Raw genomic sequence first — 21,264 nt, forward strand, 5'->3', positions numbered from 1 at the left:
AAGGTGCACCAGTCCGTTATGTCCGTTCTGGGTTCGTAGGGTGAGGCAGATGCAGACGATCGTCAACTCGCATTCCTGGTACGGGGACCTGGTGCTTCCCTGCCTCAACGAGGCCGAGGCGCTGCCGTGGGTTCTCGAGCGGATCCCGGCCGGATGGCGCGCCATCGTCGTCGACAACGGCTCGACCGACGGCTCCGCCGACATCGCGCGCCGCCACGGCGCCACAGTGGTGAGCGAGGAACGCCGCGGGTTCGGAGCCGCCTGCCACGCGGGGTTGCTCGCGGCGGAGGCCGAACTCGTCGCGTTCTGCGACTGCGACGCCACGCTGGACCCGGGCATGCTGCCCCGCGTCTCCTCCGCCGTACGTACGGGAGAGGCAGATCTCGTGCTGGCCCGCCGGCGGCCGACGGGGCGCGGGGCGTGGCCACTTCACGCGCGGCTCGGCAACCGTGCGCTGTCGCGCATGGTGCGGCGCCGCACCGGCGTGCGGCTGCACGACCTCGGGCCGCTTCGTGCCGCGCGCCGTACCGCTCTGCTGGACCTCGGCCTCACGGACCGGCGCAGCGGATACCCGTTGCAGATGGTGGTGCGTGCCGCCGAGAAGGGCTGGCGCATCACGGAGACAGAGGTCGACTACAGGCCGCGCTCCGGCAAGTCGAAGGTGACCGGCACCTGGCTCGGCACCTGGCACGCCGTGCGCGACATGCGGGCGGTGCTGCGATGACCACCGGCCGTCCGGGCGGTCCACGGGGCGGCGGCCGGCCCGCCACCGGCACCGCCGCCGAAACCGCCGCGGAGCTCTCGCGCGGCGCCTCCGCCGTCCGACTGCCGCCGCCCGCCGAGGTGTCGGAGACCGGGCGTGAGCCCCGTCCTGGGCGCGCCGCGCCGCGGCCCGCGCCCACGACCGTGCTCGTGATCGCCAAGGAGCCCGTGCCGGGTAGGGCGAAGACCCGTCTGACGCCGCCCTACCGGCCCGACGAGGCGGCCCGTCTCGCGGAGGCCGCCCTCGCGGACACCCTGGAGACGGTCGCGCGGATGCACGTACGCAGGCGCCTGCTGGTCCTCGCCGGGCGGCCGGGCCCGTGGCTGCCCGCAGGGTTCGAGGTCGTGCCGCAGCGCGGAGGCGGACTCGACGAGCGGATCGCCTCCGCCTTCGGCCACTGCGAGGGACCGGCGCTGCTCATCGGCATGGACACCCCGCAGATCACCCCCGGCCTGCTCGCCCCCGCTGCCCTCACCGGAGCGTGGGAGGAGTGCGACGCCTGGTTCGGCCCGGCGGCGGACGGCGGCTTCTGGGCCCTGGGCATGGCACGGCCGCGGCCCGGACTCGTCCTCGGCGTACCGATGTCCAGGCCCGACACGGGTGCGCGGCAGCGGCAGCGGCTCGTCGACGCGGGCCTGACCGTGCGGGATTTGCCGGTGCTCCGCGACGTCGACACCGCCGCGGACGCCGCCGAGGTCGCCGCGCTCTCCTCGGGACGCTTCGCCGCCCTGCACGCGGACCTCGCCCGGGCGGTGGCGCCGTGAGCGCACCCGCACTTCCGTGGTGTACGGAGAAGGACCCGTACGCCGACGCCCTGCGCGCCGGGCGCGGGCCGCTGTTCCTGCGGCGGCCCGACGGCTGGCTGCTGCCGCTGGAGGTGGAGCGGTGGTGTGCGCGCGCCGACCAGGCGGACATGAGCGTGCTGCGGCGCTGTTCCGGCGCGGTCCTCGACATCGGGTGCGGCCCCGGGCGCCTGGTGGCGGCCCTGGCCGTGATGGGCGTCCCCGTGCTGGGCATCGACACCTCGCCGGCCGCGATCTCCCGTACGCGCAGATCGGGCGGTGCGGCGCTTCAGCGGTCCGTGTTCGCGTCGCTCCCCGGGGAGGGACGCTGGCAGAGCGCGCTGCTCCTGGACGGCAACATCGGCATCGGCGGAGACCCGTCCAGGCTGCTGGCCCGCATACGCCGACTCCTCGCGCCGGACGGGCTGTTGTACGTCGAGGCCGCATCGGCGGAGGTCGAGGAGCGGACGGAGGTGCGGCTGGACGACGGCACCGGCGGTCAGGGTCCCGCGTTCCTGTGGGCCAGGCTCGGCCGCGAAGCACTCCGCGACCGGGCCGTCGGGACCGGCTGGCGCGTGGTGGAGGAATGGCGGTGCCGCGAGCGGCCGTTCATGGCACTCACCCCCGCGACTCCGGCCTCTCCACGTCAACGGCCCAGCGACGGGGGCGAGTTGACGGCCGTGCTCACCAGCCCGTGACGAGCAGATGGTTGACCGTCAGCGCGAGCGCGGCCTGCGCCGCCAGCCACCAGCGGCGGCCCCCTCGCGGCAGCAGCGCCGTCGCGGGCAGCAGCCACAGCGTGAACGGCAGCCAGATGCGCTCCGTCTCCCCTTTGCTCATCCCCGACAGGTCCGCGGCCAGTACGCAGCACACGCCGCCGGCAACGAGCAGCAGCAGCGCCCGCTGCCGCTTCGCCGCCGGACCGTTCTTCCTCCAACTCGCCGCGGCCGCCGCCGTCCTGCGGAGCGCCGCGAGGACGGCGGGCCCGGCGACGGCGGTCTGCGCCGCCAGGTTGGCCCACACGAAGTAGCCGTACGGACGGACGCGCGCCGCCCCCTGGTAGTAGCGCTCGACGAGCGTCGACCAGCCCTCGAACCACCAGAAGCCCGACGCCGTGAACAGGACGAACCACGGCAGCATGCCCAGCAGCACGACCGGCACCGGCCGTGCCGTACGCGCCGCGGCCAGCACCGCCAGAGCGAGCAGCCCTGTCAGCACCAGCCCGTACGACAGATAGCACGTGAGCCCGAACAGCAGCCCCGAGCCGAGCGCCGCCCAGCCGGGCGCCCGCACGCGCCGCGTCGCCGACAGGGCCAGCAGCGCCAGCGCCCATGCGCTGACCGCGGTGAAGTAGCCGTCGGCGGAGACACCCGACCACACGACGGCCGGAGCGAGCACCACGTACGGGGCGCATCCGCGGGCCGTCTCCTCGGACACCAGGGCGCGCACGGTCACCAGCACCGCCGCCACCGCCGAGGACCCGGCGGTGATGACGAACACCGACGCCCACACGCCGCCGCCGAGCCCGATCCGGTCGAGGCCCACGAACGTCAGCAGCGCCGCCGGCGGGTGACCGGCCACATGCGGGGGCCAGTTGTCCGGGGAGTCCATGAGGATGCGGCCGGTGAAGCCGCGCAGCGTCGCGCCCACGTCGCGCACGTCGGCGACAGACCGCAGATACTCGTACTCCGTCGTCAGACGGGTGGCGACGCCGCGGTGCCAGCCGTCGGCCAGCGTCAGTGCCCAACTCCAGGCCATCGCCCCGCCCCACGCGGCGGGCAGCACACCGCGCCACGGCAGAGTGCGGGCGAGCCGCGGCCCGTAGGCGATCACGAGCACGGCGACGGCGGGCGCGGCCACCGTGCCGGGCCCGATATGCGGCATCCAGTACGCGTAGAGAGGCGGCCAGCGCAGGCGCAGCGTCCCGGAGCTGTTCTCGTACGAGTGGCCCACGAGCGCCGCGGCCGCGAACAGCAGTGCCCCGCAGGCCACGGCGCCCAGGTCGAGGAGCGTGCCGCGGCGCGCGGAGCGGTGAGCGGTTCCGGGCCCGTCCGTGCACTCCGGGCCGCCACCGGCGGCACGGTCCGTCCCGGGCTCGTGGATCGAAGTGGTCACACGCTTACGGTAGGGCGCTGACCAGCGTCGTCACGGCTCACGGCGGCAGACGTCACGGGGACGTCAGATCGGCGGCCTCCCGCAGCGCGGCCGTCACCGCGGTCACCGCCGGATCGCGGCTCGCGCCGGCGCGCACCGCGACGGAGACCTTCCGCGTCAGCCGCAGTCCGGCGACCTCGCACAGCTGCACGTCCGTCGAGAGCGGCTCGGCGACGAGCCTCGGTATCAACGAGACCCCCAGGCCCGCCTGGACGAGCGACATGATGACGGTGTAGTCGTCGCTGGCGTAGTCGAGCCGCGGCTCGAACCCCGCCTGCTGGCAGGCGCGTTCGAGGACGGTCCGCAGGGCGTTGTCGCTGTGCGGCGCGATCCAGGGCTCCTCGCGCAGATCCGCGAGCGCGAGCGGTTCGCCGTCCGTCCGCACGACGTGGCCGGGCGGCAGCGCCGCCACCAGCGGCTCCTGCAACAGCTGCTGGAGCCGCACCCCTTCGTCCGGCAGCCGCGGCAGCAGGTTGTACTCGTAGACGAGTGCCACGTCGCACGTGTGCTGCCGCAGACCTCGTACGGACTCCTCCGGTTCGCGTTCGTCGAGTTGCACGCGCAGATCCGGGTGCGCCGTACGGCATGCGGCGATCGCCGGGGCCGCCAGCGCGACGGCGGCGCTCGGGAAGCTGCTCAGCCGCACCGTCCCGCGCACGCTGCTGCTCAGCGCGGAGACCTCGGCCCGCGCCCGCTCCAGCTCCGCGAGCACCCGCTCGGAGGCGGCGACCAGGACCCGGGCGGCCTCGGTGAGGACCACCCGCCGCCCGTCACGCACCAGCAGCGGGGTGCCCGCCTCCTTTTCCAGAAGCGACAGTTGCTGAGAGACCGCCGACGGGGTCAGCGAACACGCCTCGGCAGTCGCGGCGATCGTCCCGTGGGCGGCCAGTTCCCTCAGCAGACGCAGCCGTCGCACCTCGTAGAACATGTAGTCACGCTAACGGTCCGCATCGGAAATCGTCGCTGGTTGGACGGGGGCGAGGGCGCTCACACTGGCGTCATGACAGCCGATCTCCTGGCCCGCGGAGCCGAATCCGGCTCCGGTCGCCGCGCCGACTCAGATCCCGGTGCCGGTCCGGTCGACGGTGCCGGTCCCGTCGAGAGTTCCGGTCTCGTAGAGGATCCCGGTTCCGGTACGTCCGGTTCCGGTCTCGCCGCTCCTCCTGTCTCCGGTCCTGTTTCCGGTGCTGTTTCCCGTGCTGTCCCCGGTCCTGTCTCCGGTTCCGAGCACGCGGACCGCATCGCCGCCCTGCGCGCCGCCATGCGGCGCCGCGGCCTGTCGGCGCTGGCGCTCGCCAGCCCGGAGAACGTGCACTACCTGCTGGGCCTCGACCACTTGGGCCACTTCGCCTTCACGCTGCTCGTGCTTCCCCGCAGCGGCCCTCCCGTGCTGGTGGCCCGCCGCATGGAGCGTCACACCCTGCGCGAGCAGGTGCCCCACGTACGTCATGCGCTGTACGGCGACGGACGCGACCCCGCACGCGTCGCGGCCCAGGAGCTCGCGCGCGCCTGTCCCGACGGCGGCACCGTGGGCGTCGAGGAGCAGTCGATGGCCTTCCCGCCGGCCGTGCTCGCCCGCATCCGCGCGCACCTGCCGGGGCTTCGCTGGACGGACTGCTCGGCGCTCCCCGCCCGGCTGCGGAGGATCAAGTCGCCCGCCGAGACGGCGCTTGTACGGCGCGCGGCTGAGATCTCCGGCATCGCCATGGGGGCGGCGCTGGCCACCGCGGACGTCGGGGTGAGCGAGCGCGCCGTCGCGGCCGAGGTTCAGCGGGCGATGACGGAGGCGGGCGGACAGCAGCCCGGCTTCGTACCGCTGATCCGCTCCACCAGCAGGCTGGGCCAGGAGCACGTCACGTGGCGCGACCACCGGATCGGCCCGGGGGAGGGGCTGTTCGTCGAGCTCTCCGGCTGCGTGCACCGGTATCACGCGCCTATGAGCCGCACCGTCTACTGCGCCGAACCGCCTCCCGGGGCAAGGGAGTCCGCCGCGGCGGCCTTCGCCGGTCTGGCGGCGGCGCGCGCGGCGCTCGTGCCCGGCGCACGCACGGGCGAGGTGTACGCGGCGTGGGCGGGCGCGGTCGCGGAGGTCACCGGGAGGCGTCCGCGCCGGCACCACTGCGGCTATCTCACCGGGGCCGGTTTCCCGCCGAGCTGGGTGGGAGGCGGCTCGGTGCTGGGGATCCGCGCGGGCGGCGGGACGCGCATACGGGCCGGGATGGTCTTCCACCTGATGTCGTGGGTCGAACTCCCCGCCGGTTACGTCGTGTCGGACACGGCGCTCGTCGGTGAGGACGGGTGTGAGCTGCTGACCGCCACTCCGGACGGCCCTCCCGGTCTGCTCGCGCAGCCCGTCTCCCACGAAGCCCCGGACAGCTGACCGGTCCTCGCCGAGCCACGCGCCCCCACACACCGCCGCAGGGACACCGCTGCGTCGGCACGAGTGTGTCGACGCACCGATGAATCGACGTATCGACTCAACTGACGTACGGAGGAGGCCCCTTGCGCATCACACGTGTGCGTGCCACGCCCGTCGCCGTTCCCTACCGCACGGACGAAGTCTGGGCGTTCGGGCGCCGCAGCGGGTGGTGGCGCTGCTCGTCGAGGTCGACACCGACGAGGGCCTGACCGGGCTGGGCGAGGCCGCCGCCTATCCCTCGGCGGACGCCGTCCTCGCCGCGCTGCGCGGCATGGAACCCCTGGTGGTCGGGTCGGATCCGCTCCGCATCGAGCAGCTCATCCAGCGCATCGACGTCGTAGGCACCTACCACCACATCGGCTCCTCCAGCCCCGCGGCCGCGGCACTGGAGACCGCGTGCTGGGACCTGCTGGGCAAGTCCTGCGGAATGCCGGTCGTGAACCTGCTCGGCGGGCGGTTCCGCGACCGCGTCGAGTTCTTCCACTACGTCGCCGCCGACGGCCCCGACGAGGTACGCGCGGAAGGCGCCCGCGCCGCCGGCGCGGGAGCGCGCACCTGCTACCTCAAGGTCGGCTCCGACGACCTCGGCACGGACCTCGAACGGCTCGCGGCACTGCGCGAGGGCGCGGGCCCGCAGATGGGCATACGCGTCGACGCGAACGAAGCCTGGTCGGCGGGAGCGGCCGTCCGGGCCGTCGCGGCGATGGAGGAGTACGGACTGGAGCTCGTCGAACAGCCCGTCTCCGGGCGGAACTTGCCCGAGATGGCCTATGTGCGCTCCCGCATCAAGACGCCGCTGCTGGCCAACGAGGCGTCCTGGACTCGCTCCGACCAGCTCGCCGTGCTCCGCGAAGGGGCCGCCGACGTGGTCTCCGCCGATCAGCAGATGGACGGCGGACTGCTCAACCTCAAGCGCTCGGCCGGGCTGTGCGCCGCCGCCGGCGTGCCGGTCGTCAAGCACTCCCTCGGCGAACTCGGGGTCGCGGTGGCCGCGGCGGTCCACGTCATCGCCTCGACTCCCAACTTCCGCAGCGCGAACCAGGGTTACGGCGCCCTGCTGACCGACGACATCGTCGCCGGCGGCTTCGCGGGCCCGCTGGAGAACTACACCGGCGGCTGCCTCGACGTCCCCGGGGGACCGGGCCTCGGCGTCGAACTCGACGCCGAAAAGGTCGGCAAGTACGCCGAGTTGTACCGCGAGGTCGGCGGCGGGTTCTCCTTCCACGACCCGCTCGCGCTCAGCCGGGCGCCCGCGCTGCCCAAGCGGTAGGGGAGGCAGACAACTTGACCTTGCCCGGCGGGATTACGGACCCGCGCGCTCCTCGCCGGTCGCCGCCCGGACGGGCGGCAGGAACTCCCGTACCAGCGTGCGGTGCCACCAGTCGCCCGTCTCCCGCCGCTCCTCGCGGGTCGTGAAGCGGTAGCGGTAGAGCAGCGCCCGTACGTGCCGGGGCGGTGCGTCCGGGAAGGGGTTGCGCCGCAGCAGCCGCAGCGTGTCGCGGTCGCCCTCCAGCAGGCGGGCCACGAACGGCTCGAACCAGCCCGCCGCGTAGCCGGGAGAGAGCGCCGCGAACCACATCTGCCAGTCCAGGCGCAGATGGTACGGAGCGAACTGGCGCGGCAGACGGCTCACATCGCCGGGCTTGCCCCGGAAGTCGTACTCCCGCCAGCGGGTCTCCTCGCCGGGGTGCTCCTCGTCGGTGCCTTCGAGGACGATCTCGTGCCGTACACGCGTGACGCTGCCGAAGGCGCCGTAAGTGTTCACCAGATGCAGGGAGTTGAACGAGGCGTTCATCTGCTGGCCGCGGCTGACCATGTTGCGGACGGGCCAGTAGCTCAGCGCCACCACAAGGGCCGTGACCGCGCAGACCGGCACCACGTACCACAGCGGCGGCCCGGCGAAGGACGGCGGCGCCCCGGCGAAGAGCGAACTGTCCACGGCGGCAAGGGCGATGACGATGGTCAGCCAGTTCAGCCACGAGAAGTTGCCCGACAGCACGAGCCACAGCTGCGTGACGACGACGACCGCCGCCGCGAACGTGGCGACGGGCTGCGGCATCAACAGCCCGAACGGCACGATCAGTTGGGCCACATGGTTGGCCGCCGTCTCGACGCGGTGCAGTGGCTTCGGCAGCCGGTGGAAGAACCAGCTCAGCGGGCCCGGCATCGGCTGCGTCTCGTGGTGGTAGTCGAGGCACGTCAGCTCGCGCCAGCAGCGGTCGCCGCGCCACTTGATCAGACCCGCCCCGAACTCCAGCCGGAAGGCGAGCCAGCGCAGCAGCCACAGCACGAGCACCGGTGGCGCCGTCTCGTCGTTGCCGAGGAAGACCGCGAGGAAACCCGCCTCCAGCAGCAGCGACTCCCAGCCGAAGCTGTACCAGATCTGGCCGACGTTGACGATCGAGAGATACGCGAGCCACAGCACCGCCCACATCACCGTCGACGCCCACAGCGGCACGGCGTCGGCGGCGCCCGCGGCCACCGCCGCCGACAGCGCCGCCCCGCCCCAGCTCACGCACGCGAACAGCCGGTCGGAGTAGCGCCACTGGAAGAGGCTCGGAAAGGCGCGGAAGGGAACCCTCCGTACGAACCGGGGGACGGGCGTCAGCCCCCGCGTACCGATCAGCGCCCGGAACTGAAGCGCCGCCGATACGAAGGCGACCAGATAGATGCCGGCCAGTGCCCTCTGGAGCACGAGCCGGCTCAGCCAGTAGTCGGATGCCGCGAACCAGTCCATGGGGCACGGATACCACCGTCGCCGCCCGTCATGGGCGACGACGGGGGTGAAGCGGGCGGAGCGCGGGTGCCGCGGCGGCCCGTGCGATGCTGTGGCTCCCCGGCCTGCGCAGATGGACGGCCGGGAGCGCTCGCCGAGGAGAGACATGCCGCTGACCGACATGCCGCTGGAACAACTCCGCGCCTACCGGCCCGGGACCGCCGCACCGGAGGACTTCGACGACTTCTGGGCCAAGACCCTCGGAGCCGCCCGCGAGGCGGCGCACGCGGATGCGGAAACACAGTTCCGGCGGGTGGCGGACTCCCCGCTGCGCACGGTGGACGTCCACGACGTCCGCTTCCCCGGCTGGGACGGTCAGCCGGTTGCCGCGTGGCTGCTGCTTCCGCGCGGCGCGGACGTCCCGCTGCCCGCCGTCGTCAACTACATCGGCTACAGCGGCGGAAGAGGCCTGTACACCGAGCATCTGCTGTGGAGTGCTGCGGGCTACGCGCACCTCGTCGTCGACAGCCGCGGGCAGGGACACGCGACGCCCGACCCCGATCCGGTGCCCGGGCCGCAGTACGTGGGCGGTTTCATGACCCGCGGCATCGACGGCCCCGAACACCATTACTACCGCCGTCTGATCACCGACGCCGTGCGTGCCGTGGACGCGGTGCGCACCCACCCCGCCGTCGACGCGGGGCGCGTCACCGTCACCGGCCACAGCCAGGGGGGCGGGCTGGCTCTCGCTGTCGCCGCGCTGGCCGGGCCGGACGTGGCCGCCGCCCTCGTCGACGTGCCCTTCCTGTGCCACATGCGGCGCGGCGTCGAACTCGCCACGGCGGGCCCGTACCCGGAGGTCGCGCACTACCTCGGCGTCCACACGCGCGACCACCCGGAGAGCGTCTTCGCCACGCTCGACTACTTCGACGGGCTGCACTTCGCACGGCGCGCCTCGTCGGTGCCCGCGCTGTTCAGCGTCGCGCTGATGGACCCGGTCTGCCCGCCGTCCACCGGCTTCGCCGCGTACAACCACTACGCCCACCCCGACAAGGACGTCGTCGTCTGGCACTTCGGCGACCACGGGGGCGGCCGGGGCTCGCAGACGCCGCGGCAGCTGAGCTGGCTGGCCGCCCGCGGACTGGGACCGGACGGTACGGAGCAGGGCGGCTGAGCCTGAGCCGTGGGCCGCGCTTACGTGCTGCGTGCAGCCCTCACTGTGCCCTGCGGGCCGTCTCCCCGGCGGCACCGGGCTCCGGCTGCCGTTCTCCCTCCGGATGGGTCAGCTCCCGCTTGAGGACCTTGCCCATGTCGTTGCGGGGCAGGGCCTCCACGAAGTGCACCGTGCGAGGGCGCTTGTGCGGAGCGAGCTGCTTCGCCACGAACTCCGCCAGCTCTTCCGGCTGCGGTGGCCGCGCGGGGTCGGCGGCCACGATCCACGCGACGACGTGCTCGCCCAGATCCGGGTCCGGAGCGGCGGTGACGGCGGCCTCCGCGACGGCGTCATGTGAGAGCAGCACGTTCTCGATCTCGCCCGCGCCGATCTTGTAACCGCCGCTCTTGATGAGATCGGTGGCCTTGCGCCCCACCAACCGCACATGGCCGTCCGCGTCCTGCGTGGCCATGTCGCCCGTACGGAACCAGCCGCCGTCGAAGGCGCCGGCAGTCGCGTCCGGACGGTTGAGGTATTCGGTGAACAGGTTCGGCCCCCGCACCTGTACCTCCCCGACCACATCCTCGGTGCCGTCTCCGTCCCCGGTGGGAATGCGCTCGCCCGCGTCGTCGACCAGGCGCAGGCCGACATCGCGCAGCGGCACCCCGACGGTGCCGGGGCGCGGCTCGCCGTCCGCGCGGACGCTGGTGTTCATCAGCGTCTCCGTCATGCCGTACCGCTCGACGACGTGACGGCCCGTCGCGTCCGTGATGCGGTGGTGGTCGGCCAGCGGCAGCGGCGCCGAACCGGAGACCAGCAGCCTGGCTCCGGAGAGCGCCCGCACGAGGTCCGGTTCGGAATCGAGCGCCTCGGCCAGCCGGTGGTACATCGTCGGCACTCCGAACAGCATCGTGCCGCCGCCGGCGAGGGCGCTCGTGACGCCCTCGGTGGAGAACCGGCCCAGGTGGTGCAGGCATCCGCCGCGGCGCAGCGGGCCGAGGACACCGAGGATCAGGCCGTGCACATGGAACAGCGGCAGCGCGTGCACGACGACGTCGTCTTCGGTCCACTGCCAGGCGTCCTCCAGCGCGTCCAGCGTGGAGGCGATGGCGCGGCGGGAGAGGACGACTCCCTTGGGCGGGCCGGTGGTTCCGGAGGTGTAGACGATGAGCGCCGCCGACTCGGCGTTGGGCTCGGGTGCTGTCGCCCATGCGGCGGCGTCCTCCTCGCCGGTGGCGACGACGTCCGTGCGCGGGATGCCGGCGAGCGCCTCCGGCAGCTCGGCGCCCTCCTGCGCGAGCACCGCCGACGGCGCGCTGTCGGCGACGATGTGAGCGAGCTCCCGCTCGCCGCTGCGCGGGTTGACGGGCACGGCGGGAACTCCCGTGAGCAGCGCGGCCACCACGCCGACGGCCGTCTCCAGCGTGGGAGTGGCCCACACCGCGACACGTCCCGCGTCGCCGATGCGCGCGGCCGTCTCACCCGCCGCCGCTGCGAGCCGGCGGTAGCTGAGGGCTCGCTCGCCGAAGCGCAGCGCCGTACGGCCGGACTCGGTGTGCAGCGCGGGGAAGAGCAGTGACACCTGGTTCTCCTGAGGCGATGCCGACGTGGAGCCGTCAGCATCTCATCCGCCTGTGACGCCGCCGCCCGCGTGAGGGAAGAGCGCCGTGAAGGCCCCCGCGGGATCGGACAGCCCCCGCGCGAACGGTTCGTCGAAGTGGCGGACGAGGAAGAGCAGAAAGGCGATCAGCGCCGTGAACAGCCCGGCCAGCAGCATCTCCCGGCGCGAGCGCTGGATCTGGAGCGCGAAGAGCATCCCGACCGAGACCACCGCGCCCGCGAACAGTCCCAGCCAGACGACGCCCGGCAGCGTCGGCTCCGCGCTGTCCGCACGGCTGGTGCGTGCGGCGTCGACGTCGGCGACACCGTCAGCGAGCGCCGCGTACGTCTGCTCCTCGCGCGGGCTGCGCGGCTGCCACTCCAGTACGTCCTTGCGCAGGTCCGTCAGCAATTGACCCCCGCGGTGGGTGAGTTGGCCGTGCTCCATCATGTACGGATACTCCGTGCCGACGGTGTGGCGCACATAGGCGGCGACGTCCGACCTGATCCGCTCGCGCGGGGCCTCGGGTGCGACGCGGGCGCGCTCGTGGATCTCGTGAAGGGCCTGCGCCTCGTCGGTGGCCGCGGCGTCGGCGACGTTGCGCGCCTCCCAGACGCCCGCGATGGCCAGGCCCAGGACGATCGCGTACACGACGCCGGTCATCATCGTCATGTACTCGATCACGTCCGGGGTTTCGGAGGGGTCGTCGCCGTCCGTACGGCGCTGGCGCAGCACGACGGCTCCGGTGACGGCGGCGCAGGCGATGAGGGTCGCAAGGACGAGGACCAGCCATTCAGGCACGTTGCACTCCGTGAGGTCGGCGGGCGTACGGAGGAGGACAGGGCGGAGAGCGGGGCGCGCGGCGTGCGCGCGAGATCAGCCGGCGAACGGGGAGGGCGGCCCGGAATCCGAACCGGCCTCGCCCCGGGGCGAGTTGCCGGAGCGTCCCCGGCGCGCGCGCAGCGCGGCGGCGGCGAGCACGGCGGGAGCCACCAGCAGCAGAAGGCGGGTGGAGAGCGGCAGCGTGCCGCCCTCGTGCCGCCGGATCGGGTCGAGCCGGGCGGGTGTGGTCAGCCCGGAGCGCGTGGGCGCCGGGGAGGGCGACGGCTCCGCGTCAGGCGAGGGGTTCCGGACCTTCGGCGGTGGTACGTGCGCGGGCCGCGGCGGCGCGGGCCGGTGCACCACCGGGCGGGGCGGCGCGGGGAGTTCGCTGCTGGGCGACGGCTCCGGGCTGGGAGCGGCGGTGGGCGGTGTTGGTCGCGGTGAGCCGGGGGACGGCGGCGGGACGGGCGTCGGGGTCGGCGCCGGATCGGGCGGGGGCGCCGGTGGTGCGCAGTCGCAGACTTGCGGGCAGAGCCGTGCGGCGAGCCCCAGGCGCGCGAGGTCGGCGACGGAGATCGACACGGCGTGGCACTTGCACAGGCGCGCGGTGACCTCGATGCCGGCGCCCACTTCGGCACGGGCGACTCCCGCCTCCGGCGAGGGGGCTTCCGGGGAGGGGGCTTCCGAGGAAGGGGCCTCCGGGGAGGGGGCCTCCGGGGAGGGGACCGGGACCGGGTGTTCCGCCGCGGGATCCGGAACTCCGGCCTGCCCGGGTGTGGGTATGGGGGCGGTGCTCTCCGCCGCTCCGGGCGGCTGGGGGTCCGAGGCGACGGCCGGGGCCGTGCAGGTCAGCACAAGTGCCGCACCGGCCACTGCCGTTGATGCCGTGCGGTGCCATCGGTGGCGTCGTGTCACACGCTTGAGCATGTGCGGCGCCGCGGGTGCGCGGCACGGCTTCCGGCCGGTAATCGCCCGAAGTGCTGAAGCCCTGACGGTTGTTGACGGAACGGGATCCGGACCGGACCGGTTTCGGAGCGGATCGGCGGCCGTCGCACCGGGCCGGGGAAGAGCCGTCAGCGTGCCACGGCGTACGGCAACGGGTCGTTCAGCACGGCCCGTACGACCGAGTGTGCCGCGCCCAGCGACGGACCGTCGCCGCCGATCGTCGAGGCCGCCACCTCGGGCACGGCACCCGGAGTGGCGGTGCGCTGCCTCAACTCCCGCTCCAGCGCGGGCAGTAGCCACGGCGTCAGCCTGTTGAGCGCGCCGCCGAGCAGCACGGCGCTCGGATCGAGGAGATTCACCGCACCGGTGAGGGCGATGCCCAGCGCCGTGCCCGCGCGGCGCAGCGCCCGCAGCGCTGCCTCGTCGCCCTCCCCGGCGAGGGTCCGCAGCTTCGCCAGCGCCGCGCTGCGCCCGCCCGCGCCGTGCACCGCGATGCCCGCTGCGCGGAGCAACGCCGCCTCGCCTGCGTACAGTTCGAGGCAGCCCGAGCCGCCGCAGGCACAGGGCCGCCCGTCGGGCTGCACCGGCACATGGCCGAGCTCTCCGGCGAAACCCCGTGTGCCGCGCAGGAGTTCACCGTCGAGCACGACTCCGGCACCGATGCCGACCTCGGCGGAGACGTGGATGAAGTCGCGCCGGCCGGAGCCGTCCTCGCCGAGCCAGAGCTCCGCCAGCGCACCGAAGTTGGCCTCGTTCTCCACCGTCAGCGGGAGGGACGGCCCCGTCGCGCGGAGATGAGCGGCGAGGTCCGTGTCGTGCCAGCCGAGGTTCGGTGCCCGTACGACGTTCGTCGAGGAACGCGCGACGAGCCCGGGAACGGCGACGGCCAGCCCGGCGGGACGCAGCCCCGCGGCCCCTGCCTCCGCCGTGACGCGGTCGAGCAGCGAACTCAGGCGCCGCAGCACCGAGTCGGGGCCTGCGTCCCCGTTGGGCGTCTCGTCGACGGCGCGGGAGCGGACCTCGCCGCCGAGGTCGACGGCGCACACCGTGAGATGGTCCACGCCGATCTCCGCGCCGATGCCGCACGGGCCCATGCCGGTGAGCGCCAGCGCGTTGCCCGGGCGGCCGACCCCGCCGGAGCGCCCTGGCCCCAGCTCGACGAGGAACCCCGTGCGCAGCAGCTCCTCGACGAGGGTGGAGACGGACGCCCTGGTCAGCCCGATCCTCGTGGCGATGGAGGCACGCGAGACGGGACCGGCGCCGGCGACCGCGTACAGCACACGCGAGAGGTTGCGCTGCCGCATCTCCTGCTGCGAGTTGGGCGGGGCGACTGTCATGAACGTAACGTCCGTTCCTCCGGGGCGGATCGGGTGGATCGGTTGTCGGGCTGATCGGTTGTCGGACGGGCGGGCGGCGAGCGCCGACCCGTGCCGTGAGGCGGGACGTCAGCGCTGACGCAGCAGGGTATCCGCACCCGCCAGGGTGTCCGCGACACGGGTCAGGGTGGCCTCGTCCCGTGGGACCGCGTCGTACGAAGGACCTTCGGCGGTGCCCCAGCGCCGTGCCACGGCAGCGGGGTCCTCCTCCAGCAGCAGTCCCGCGGCCTGCGCCGCCGCTCCGAGCGCCACCAGCTCCTCGGCGCGGGGCACCTGTACGGGCCGCCCCGACAGCCGCCGGACCGTCTCGCGCCAGGCGGTGCCCTTGGCGCCGCCGCCGATCAGCAGCAGCGGAGCGTTCTGGTCGGCCGCGCTCTTCTCGTCGAGCACCTGGTCGAGGGCCCGCAGCAGCGCGAAGACCGCGCCGTCGTAGGCGGCCTGGAGCACCTGCCCGGCGGTGGTGTCATGACGAAGCCCGCTCAACAGGCCCGACGCATAAGGGAGGTTGGGGGTCCGCTCGCCGTCGAGGAAGGGCAGCAGGACGGTCTCAGCGCCGCCCTCGACGGCCTCGCGGTCCAGGGAGAGCAGCGCGGCCACCCGGTCGACGGCGAGCGTGCAGTTGAGGGTGCACGCCAGCGGCAGCCAGTCGCCGCGCGCGTCGGCGAAGCCCGCGACGGTGCCGGTCGCATCGGTGGGACGGCGCGAGGAGACGGCGTAGACGGTTCCCGAGGTGCCGAGGCTGAGCACGGGCTGCCCGGGGCGCAGTCCCAGCCCGAGCGCCGCCGCCATGTTGTCGCCGGTGCCGGCCGCGACCAGCGCTCCGGCGGGCAGCGGCAGTCCCGGCCGTACGGTGCCCGCGGCTTCGCCGGGAGTCAGCACGCGCGGCAGCAACCCGGGGGAGAGCCCGATGAGTTGGAGCATCTCCTCGTCGTAGGCCTCGTCGGCGCTCGCCCACCAGCCGGTGCCGGAGGCGTCGCCGCGGTCGGTGGTGCCCTGGCCCGTCAGCCGCCCCGTCAGGTAGTCGTGCGGCAGCCGCACGGCCGCGGTGGCGGCGGCGTTGTCCGGCTCGTTCTCGCACAGCCACGCCCACTTGGTTACCGTGAAGGCGGGGGCGGGGACGCTGCCGAAGCGGGCGGCCCACGCAGCGGGGCCGCCCAACTGCTCGATCAGGCGGTCCCTTTGAGGAGCCGAGCGCACGTCGTTCCACAGCAGCGCGGGGCGTACGGGGCGGCCGTCCGCGTCGAGCGTGACGAGCCCGTGCTGCTGGCCGCCGACCGAGACGGCCGACGCCTCCTGCGCCGCACGGCCGCACTGTTCGAGAGCCGTGCCGAGGGCCTGCCACCACTCCTCGGGGTCGCTCTCGTGACCGGGCCCCGGGGTCACGGTGTGCGGCGCCTGGCCACGGGCGACGACCTGGCCGGTCGCCGCGTCCACGACGAGTGCCTTGGCGGACTGCGTGGAGCTGTCCACGCCGATGACGAACGGTCCCTCTGGTGCGGACATGAAACCCCTCAGCTTCCTCGTCCCGCGATCTCTTCCCACGCTTCTGTCCTGGGCGCATACTAATTTGTCAATGGACATGACTAATAGCTGTGCGCGCGACGAGGCGCCACGGGAAAGGGAGCCGGAATGAGCTACGAGCCGACGCCGCAGGACAGGTTCAGCTTCGGACTGTGGACGGTGGGCTGGCTGGGCCGCGACCCGTTCGGCGAAGCGACCCGCGCGCCCCTCGATCCGGTCGAGGCCGTGCACCGGCTCGCCGGGCTCGGCGCCTGGGGGATCACCTTCCACGACGACGACCTCATTCCCCACGGCACCCCGCAGTCCGAGCGTGAGGCGCACGTCGGGCGGTTCCGCAAGGCGCTGGACGCCACCGGCATGACCGTCCCCATGGCGACGACCAACCTCTTCTCCCACCCGGTCTTCAAGGACGGCGCCTTCACGGCCAACGACCGCGACGTGCGCCGCTACGCCCTGCGCAAGACGATGCGCAACATCGACCTCGCGGCCTCGCTCGGCGCGAGGACGTATGTGGCATGGGGCGGGCGCGAAGGCGCGGAGTCCGGGGCGGCCAAGGACGTACGGGCGGCGCTGGACCGCATGAAGGAGGCCTTCGACTTCCTCGCCGAATACGTCACCGCACAGGGCTACGACCTGCGCTTCGCCATCGAGCCCAAGCCGAACGAGCCCCGCGGCGACATCCTGCTGCCCACCGTCGGCCACGCCCTCGCCTTCATCGACCGGCTGGAGCGCCCCGAGCTCTTCGGGGTCAACCCCGAAGTCGGCCACGAGCAGATGGCCGGCCTGAACTACCCGCACGGAATCGCGCAGGCCATGTGGTCGGGAAAGCTCATCCACCTCGACCTCAACGGCCAGAGCGGCATCAAGTACGACCAGGACCTGCGTTTCGGCGCCGGCGACCTGCGGGCCGCCTTCTGGACGGTGGACCTGCTGGAGACAGGAGGCTACGAAGGGCCCCGCCACTTCGACTTCAAGCCGCCCCGCACCGAGGACTACGACGGAGTGTGGGCGTCCGCCGCCGGCTGCATGCGCAACTATCTGATCCTGCGCGAACGTTCCGCCGCCTTCCGGGCCGACCCCGCCGTGCAGGAGGCGCTCCGCGACGCACGGCTCGACCAGCTCGCCCTGCCCACGCTCGACCAGGGAGAGACGCCGGACCGGCTTCTCGCCGACCGCTCCGCCTTCGAGGACTTCGACCCCGACGCGGCGGCCGAGCGCGGCATGGCCTTCGAACGGCTCGACCAGCTCGCGATGGATCACCTGCTGGGGGCGTGATCACCGCGAGCCGCCGGCGCCGGCGCGATTCCGGTGCGCATGCGCACCCGCGCCGGCGCCGCGCGCCGGGGCCGCCCGCCGCCGCTCAGTGCCGGGCGCCGTCCACCGGCAGGGACTCCGGCAGCCCGAACGTACGGAAGAGGTCGTCGCCGAAGAAGGCGCCGACGTGGGCCACCCGTCCCTCCTCCACGGTGAGCACCTGGAGCTGGAACGGCTTGTAGTCGCCACCCTCGTGCTTGCTGTAGAGAGCGAAGGCGGGCTGGCCGTTGGCGGCGGTCGGCACCATCAGACCCTCGCCGGGACCTATAGGGCACTGTGCGCCGATGAGCCGAGCTATGGCGTCGCGACCACGGAACCACTCGGGGAACGGAGGCATCTCCCAGACCGCGTCCTCCTTGAAGAGCTGCACGATCTCGGTGACGTCCGAATTCTCGAAGGCCTTGGCATAGCGGTCGAGAAGGTCGCGCTGCGCCGGATCGGTCGGCTCCGAGAGCTCGTCCTCCGAGACGGCGGCCTGCTGGAGCTGCGCCCGGGCGCGCTGGAGCGCGCTGTTGACGCTCGCCGTCGAGGTGTCCAGCAGCTCCGCGACCTCCGCCGCGCGCCACTTGAGCACCTCGCGCAGCAGCAGCACGGCACGCTGCCTGGGCGGCAGATGCTGCAAGGCGGCCACCAGGGCGAGCCGCATGCTGGAGCGCGAGACGACGACCGCCGCCGGGTCGGAGGGCTGCTCGCCCCGGAACATGGCATCGGGCACGGGCTCCAGCCACGGGACTTCGGGCGCCTCCACCACGGGGCGCTCCGGATCGTCGCTCGGCGCGCCGATCCCCGAGGGCATGGGCCGCCGGCCACGGCTCTCGATGGCGGTCAGGCAGGCGTTCGTCGCGATCCTGTAGAGCCACGTACGCAGCGACGACCGCCCTTCGAAGCGGTCGGCGGCGCGCCATGCGCGCAGATACGTGTCCTGCACGAGGTCTTCGGCGTCGTGCACGGAGCCCATCATGCGGTAACAGTGGGCCAGCAGTTCACGGCGGTACGGCTGCGCCCGGTCGAGCAGGTCGTCGCGGTCGACCGGGGCGTCGGCGGCGGGTGCCGGGATCGATTCGCCGAGGGTGCTGTCTGTCATGATCCAGCCTTTCGCCTTTCGACGCCGCTGTGCGGGCCTCTGTCCGGGCCCGTAAGTATCGCAAACACGTGCGAATCTTGGGAGCCGAAGGGGGAGATGTCTCGGTTCATACTGCTATTGATACGGACATTCTCCGCCCTTGAGGCGCCAGACCGGAACGGTCCGGGTGGTAAAGAAGAGTCGCGTGTGGGCGATCGTTCCGCTCGGGGGCGGCGGTGCAGGGGGAGCCGCGGGCGAAGTACGGGTGCTCATCTGGGCCGATTCGGGCCCGCCGTTCCGTACTCGGAACCCGCGCGCGCAGCCGGACTTGATCGCACATGGCGGCAGCGCCGAGGGGCTTCGCTGAACGCGATGTGGTCCGCCGCGAGACGCGGCAGCACTTCAAAAAGGCTCGAACGTCGAAACGTGCCGATCGCAATGCACCGGCTGGGGCGTTCCTCAGTGGCCGCGGCGGCGCTTGCGCGCCCTGCGCCGGCTCTTGCTGAAGAACCAGCCCGCGGGGGGTGAGTCCGCGCGCCACGGTTGCGGCTCCGGAGGGCTTTCGCGCCAGCGCTCACGCAGCATGCGTGTGCGCGCCGCGGGTTCCTTCACCTCGGCGCCACGGATGAAATCCTCGTCGAGGTCGAACTCCTCGTCCCAGTTCTCGTTCTTCTTCTCTTCTCCGTCGCCTCCGCTGCGGCCCCGTGGCTCGATGTCCATGGGCCATGCCTCCGTCTCTTTTGTCCATCTCGTCGAGATCTGTTATGGGAACGCGCCGACGAGTGAGTGTGTTCCACGCGTGCGGTTCTCGGGGACGGAATGCGGACGGGATTCCGCTGTAGCGGCGTGCGGAATGTGCGACTCCGCGCGTTAGCTCCCGAAGTCGCGTCACCCCTGAGGAGGCGGCCATTTACATTCCGTAATGGTGACGCAGATCACATTGACCGTCCGGCCTTACCGGCGGTTCAGTGACCCACTGACTCAGTCCGCAGAGAATTCCCTGGCAGAACCTTTGAATGGAGCCCATCTCGAGGAATCGCCCAGGGAAACAAAGGAACTAGCAATGGGCATGCGACCGTCGAAAGTAACTGAGAGTGCGGATCAGAATCGCTCCGAGCATGCGCCTTCCCCGGGCCCCGCGGAACAGGACTCCCTGAGAGCAGGTCTCAAGAACCGGCATCTGTCGATGATCGCGATCGGCGGGATCATCGGAGCCGGCCTCTTCGTGGGCTCCGGCGCGGGCATCGCCAAGGCCGGTCCGGGCATCATCGTCTCCTACGTCGTCGCCGGGCTCCTCGTCGTCCTCGTGATGCGGATGCTCGGAGAGATGGCCGCGGCCGATCCCTCCTCGGGTTCCTTCTCGACGTACGCCGACCGCGCTCTCGGACGGTGGGCGGGCTTCAGCATCGGCTGGCTCTACTGGTGGTTCTGGGTCGTGGTGCTCGCCGTGGAGGCCACGGCCGCGGCGACGATTCTCACCGGCTGGGTGCCCGCCGTACCGCAGTGGACGTGGGCGCTGATCGTGATGGTGCTGCTGACCGCGACCAACCTCGCCTCCGTGGGCTCCTACGGGGAGTTCGAGTTCTGGTTCGCCGGGATCAAGGTCGTGGCGATCACGATCTTCATCGTGATCGCCGGTCTCGCCGTCCTCGGGCTGCTGCCCGGCTCCGAGACGTCGGGAGCCTCGAACCTGACGGCACACGGCGGCTTCCTGCCGAACGGGCCGGGCGCGATCCTCTCCGGCATGCTGCTCGTGGTCTTCTCCTTCATGGGCAGCGAGATCGTCACGCTCGCCGCGGGCGAGTCGGCCCACCCGGAGAAGATGGTGCGGCGCGCCACCAACAGCGTGATCTGGCGCATCGGCACCTTCTACCTGGGCTCGATCGCCCTCGTGGTGATGCTGGTGCCGTGGAACTCCAAGGACGTGGTGGCCAAGGGCCCTTACGTCGCGACCCTCGACCAGCTGGGCATCCCGCACGCGGGCACGATCATGGACGTCATCGTGGTGACGGCCGTGCTCTCCTGCCTCAACTCCGGGCTCTACACCGCTTCCCGCATGGCCTTCTCGCTCGGCCGCCGCGGTGACGCGCCCAAGGCGTTCTCGCAGGTGAACAAGCGGGGCGTGCCCGCGACGGCCATCTGGTCCTCGGTCGCCTTCGGCTTCGTCGCGGTCATCTTCAACTACACCTCGCCGGACGCCGTCTTCCAGTTCCTGCTGAACTCCTCGGGAGCCGTCGCGCTCTTCGTCTGGCTCGTCATCTGCTTCTCGCAGCTGCGGATGCGGCGCGTGATCGAGCGGGACATGCCGGAGCGGCACACGGTGCGCATGTGGTTCTTCCCGTATCTCACGTACGCCACGATCGCCCTGATGCTCTTCGTCATCGGCTACATGTTCTACGACGACGAGGGCCGCGAGCAGATGGTGATGTCCGTGGTGGTCGCGGCCATCGTGCTCGTACTCGGAATCCTGCTCCAGCGCAGGCAGAGTCAGCGGGGCTCGGACGAGGCGGGCGAGCGCGAGTCGTCCGGGTCGGAGACCTCCGCTGCGGAGAGCTGACGCCACGACCGCGCGTCAGGACCGCGCGATGTGCGGGCGGCGGTTCACCGGACCCTCCGGCGTACCGCCGCCCGCACCT

The 21,264-nt window shown here is 72.5% G+C and carries 18 protein-coding genes; 8 read left to right on the forward strand and 10 right to left on the reverse strand.

Translation table 11 applies throughout. The annotated features are described in order from the left end of the window. Positions 1 to 49: 49 nt before the first annotated feature. The 3 genes from QQM67_RS27470 to QQM67_RS27480 all read left to right on the forward strand — a co-directional run bounded on the left by QQM67_RS27470 (position 50) and on the right by QQM67_RS27480 (position 2,243). Positions 50 to 724, forward strand: coding sequence for a glycosyltransferase family 2 protein (locus tag QQM67_RS27470; protein WP_314177576.1), 675 nt, complete (start codon positions 50 to 52; stop codon positions 722 to 724). A 182-nt stretch (positions 725 to 906) separates the two neighbouring features. Beyond that, entirely contained in the window at positions 907 to 1,527 is a 621-nt protein-coding gene (locus tag QQM67_RS27475; RefSeq protein ID WP_399067789.1) for a TIGR04282 family arsenosugar biosynthesis glycosyltransferase, read from the forward strand. Next, positions 1,524 to 2,243 (forward strand): class I SAM-dependent methyltransferase, encoded by a 720-nt coding sequence (locus QQM67_RS27480; protein ID WP_314177580.1) that lies wholly within the window; start codon positions 1,524 to 1,526, stop codon positions 2,241 to 2,243. The genes QQM67_RS27475 and QQM67_RS27480 overlap by 4 nt, the downstream gene beginning before the upstream one ends. Here QQM67_RS27480 and QQM67_RS27485 read toward each other — a convergent pair. Together QQM67_RS27485 and QQM67_RS27490 are read right to left on the reverse strand one after the other, a co-directional pair. Then, the gene (locus QQM67_RS27485) at positions 2,230 to 3,660 is read right to left on the reverse strand and encodes a hypothetical protein (RefSeq protein WP_314177582.1); all 1,431 of its coding nucleotides are present in this window, start codon (positions 3,658 to 3,660) and stop codon (positions 2,230 to 2,232) included. The genes QQM67_RS27480 and QQM67_RS27485 overlap by 14 nt on opposite strands. 52 nt (positions 3,661 to 3,712) lie before the next feature. Continuing rightward, complete coding sequence (locus QQM67_RS27490) at positions 3,713 to 4,627, reverse strand: LysR family transcriptional regulator (protein ID WP_314177584.1); 915 nt, start codon at positions 4,625 to 4,627, stop codon at positions 3,713 to 3,715. Between the two features lie 72 nt (positions 4,628 to 4,699). Between QQM67_RS27490 and QQM67_RS27495 the strand changes: the two genes are divergently transcribed. Further along, complete coding sequence (locus QQM67_RS27495; RefSeq protein ID WP_314177586.1) at positions 4,700 to 6,079, forward strand: Xaa-Pro peptidase family protein; 1,380 nt, start codon at positions 4,700 to 4,702, stop codon at positions 6,077 to 6,079. A 79-nt stretch (positions 6,080 to 6,158) separates the two neighbouring features. Beyond that, entirely contained in the window at positions 6,159 to 7,388 is a 1,230-nt protein-coding gene (locus tag QQM67_RS27500; protein ID WP_314177589.1) for a mandelate racemase/muconate lactonizing enzyme family protein, read from the forward strand. A gap of 33 nt (positions 7,389 to 7,421) precedes the next feature. On the opposite strand, the gene QQM67_RS27505 is transcribed toward QQM67_RS27500, so the two are convergent. Then, positions 7,422 to 8,855 (reverse strand): lipase maturation factor family protein, encoded by a 1,434-nt coding sequence (locus tag QQM67_RS27505; protein ID WP_314177590.1) that lies wholly within the window; start codon positions 8,853 to 8,855, stop codon positions 7,422 to 7,424. A gap of 145 nt (positions 8,856 to 9,000) precedes the next feature. On the opposite strand from QQM67_RS27505, the gene QQM67_RS27510 reads away from it, so the two are divergent. Further along, positions 9,001 to 10,008, forward strand: a complete 1,008-nt coding sequence (locus QQM67_RS27510; protein ID WP_314177592.1) for an acetylxylan esterase — start codon at positions 9,001 to 9,003, stop codon at positions 10,006 to 10,008. A gap of 40 nt (positions 10,009 to 10,048) precedes the next feature. Here QQM67_RS27510 and QQM67_RS27515 read toward each other — a convergent pair whose 3' ends face one another. The 5 genes from QQM67_RS27515 to xylB form a co-directional block, all read right to left on the reverse strand. Next, complete coding sequence (locus QQM67_RS27515) at positions 10,049 to 11,569, reverse strand: acyl-CoA synthetase (RefSeq protein ID WP_314177594.1); 1,521 nt, start codon at positions 11,567 to 11,569, stop codon at positions 10,049 to 10,051. A gap of 42 nt (positions 11,570 to 11,611) precedes the next feature. Then, positions 11,612 to 12,388, reverse strand: a complete 777-nt coding sequence (locus tag QQM67_RS27520; RefSeq protein ID WP_314177595.1) for a bestrophin-like domain — start codon at positions 12,386 to 12,388, stop codon at positions 11,612 to 11,614. A 75-nt stretch (positions 12,389 to 12,463) separates the two neighbouring features. After that, positions 12,464 to 13,324, reverse strand: coding sequence for a hypothetical protein (locus QQM67_RS27525; RefSeq protein ID WP_314177597.1), 861 nt, complete (start codon positions 13,322 to 13,324; stop codon positions 12,464 to 12,466). Between the two features lie 158 nt (positions 13,325 to 13,482). Then, the gene (locus QQM67_RS27530) at positions 13,483 to 14,691 is read right to left on the reverse strand and encodes an ROK family transcriptional regulator (protein WP_314177599.1); all 1,209 of its coding nucleotides are present in this window, start codon (positions 14,689 to 14,691) and stop codon (positions 13,483 to 13,485) included. A gap of 108 nt (positions 14,692 to 14,799) precedes the next feature. Beyond that, complete coding sequence (gene xylB / locus QQM67_RS27535) at positions 14,800 to 16,233, reverse strand: xylulokinase (RefSeq protein WP_314177601.1); 1,434 nt, start codon at positions 16,231 to 16,233, stop codon at positions 14,800 to 14,802. A gap of 126 nt (positions 16,234 to 16,359) precedes the next feature. Here xylB and xylA point away from each other — a divergent pair, with 126 nt between their 5' ends. After that, positions 16,360 to 17,526 carry a xylose isomerase gene (gene xylA / locus QQM67_RS27540; protein ID WP_314177603.1) on the forward strand — a complete coding sequence of 389 codons (1,167 nt, stop codon included), beginning with the start codon at positions 16,360 to 16,362 and terminating at the stop codon, positions 17,524 to 17,526. Positions 17,527 to 17,611: 85 nt separating this feature from the next. Here the strand turns inward: xylA and QQM67_RS27545 are convergent, their stop codons facing one another. Next, positions 17,612 to 18,649, reverse strand: a complete 1,038-nt coding sequence (locus QQM67_RS27545; protein WP_314177604.1) for a sigma-70 family RNA polymerase sigma factor — start codon at positions 18,647 to 18,649, stop codon at positions 17,612 to 17,614. A gap of 438 nt (positions 18,650 to 19,087) precedes the next feature. Next, on the reverse strand, positions 19,088 to 19,348 hold the full coding sequence (locus QQM67_RS27550) for an SGM_3592 family protein (RefSeq protein WP_314177606.1): 261 nt from the start codon (positions 19,346 to 19,348) through the stop codon (positions 19,088 to 19,090). Positions 19,349 to 19,691: 343 nt separating this feature from the next. On the opposite strand from QQM67_RS27550, the gene QQM67_RS27555 reads away from it, so the two are divergent. Next, positions 19,692 to 21,185: an amino acid permease gene (locus QQM67_RS27555; RefSeq protein ID WP_314177609.1), complete on the forward strand. Its 1,494-nt coding sequence runs from the start codon at positions 19,692 to 19,694 to the stop codon at positions 21,183 to 21,185. The last annotated feature ends 79 nt before the right edge of the window (positions 21,186 to 21,264 follow it).

The organism is Streptomyces winkii (genome assembly GCF_032248595.1).
GTDB lineage: Bacteria > Actinomycetota > Actinomycetes > Streptomycetales > Streptomycetaceae > Streptomyces > Streptomyces winkii.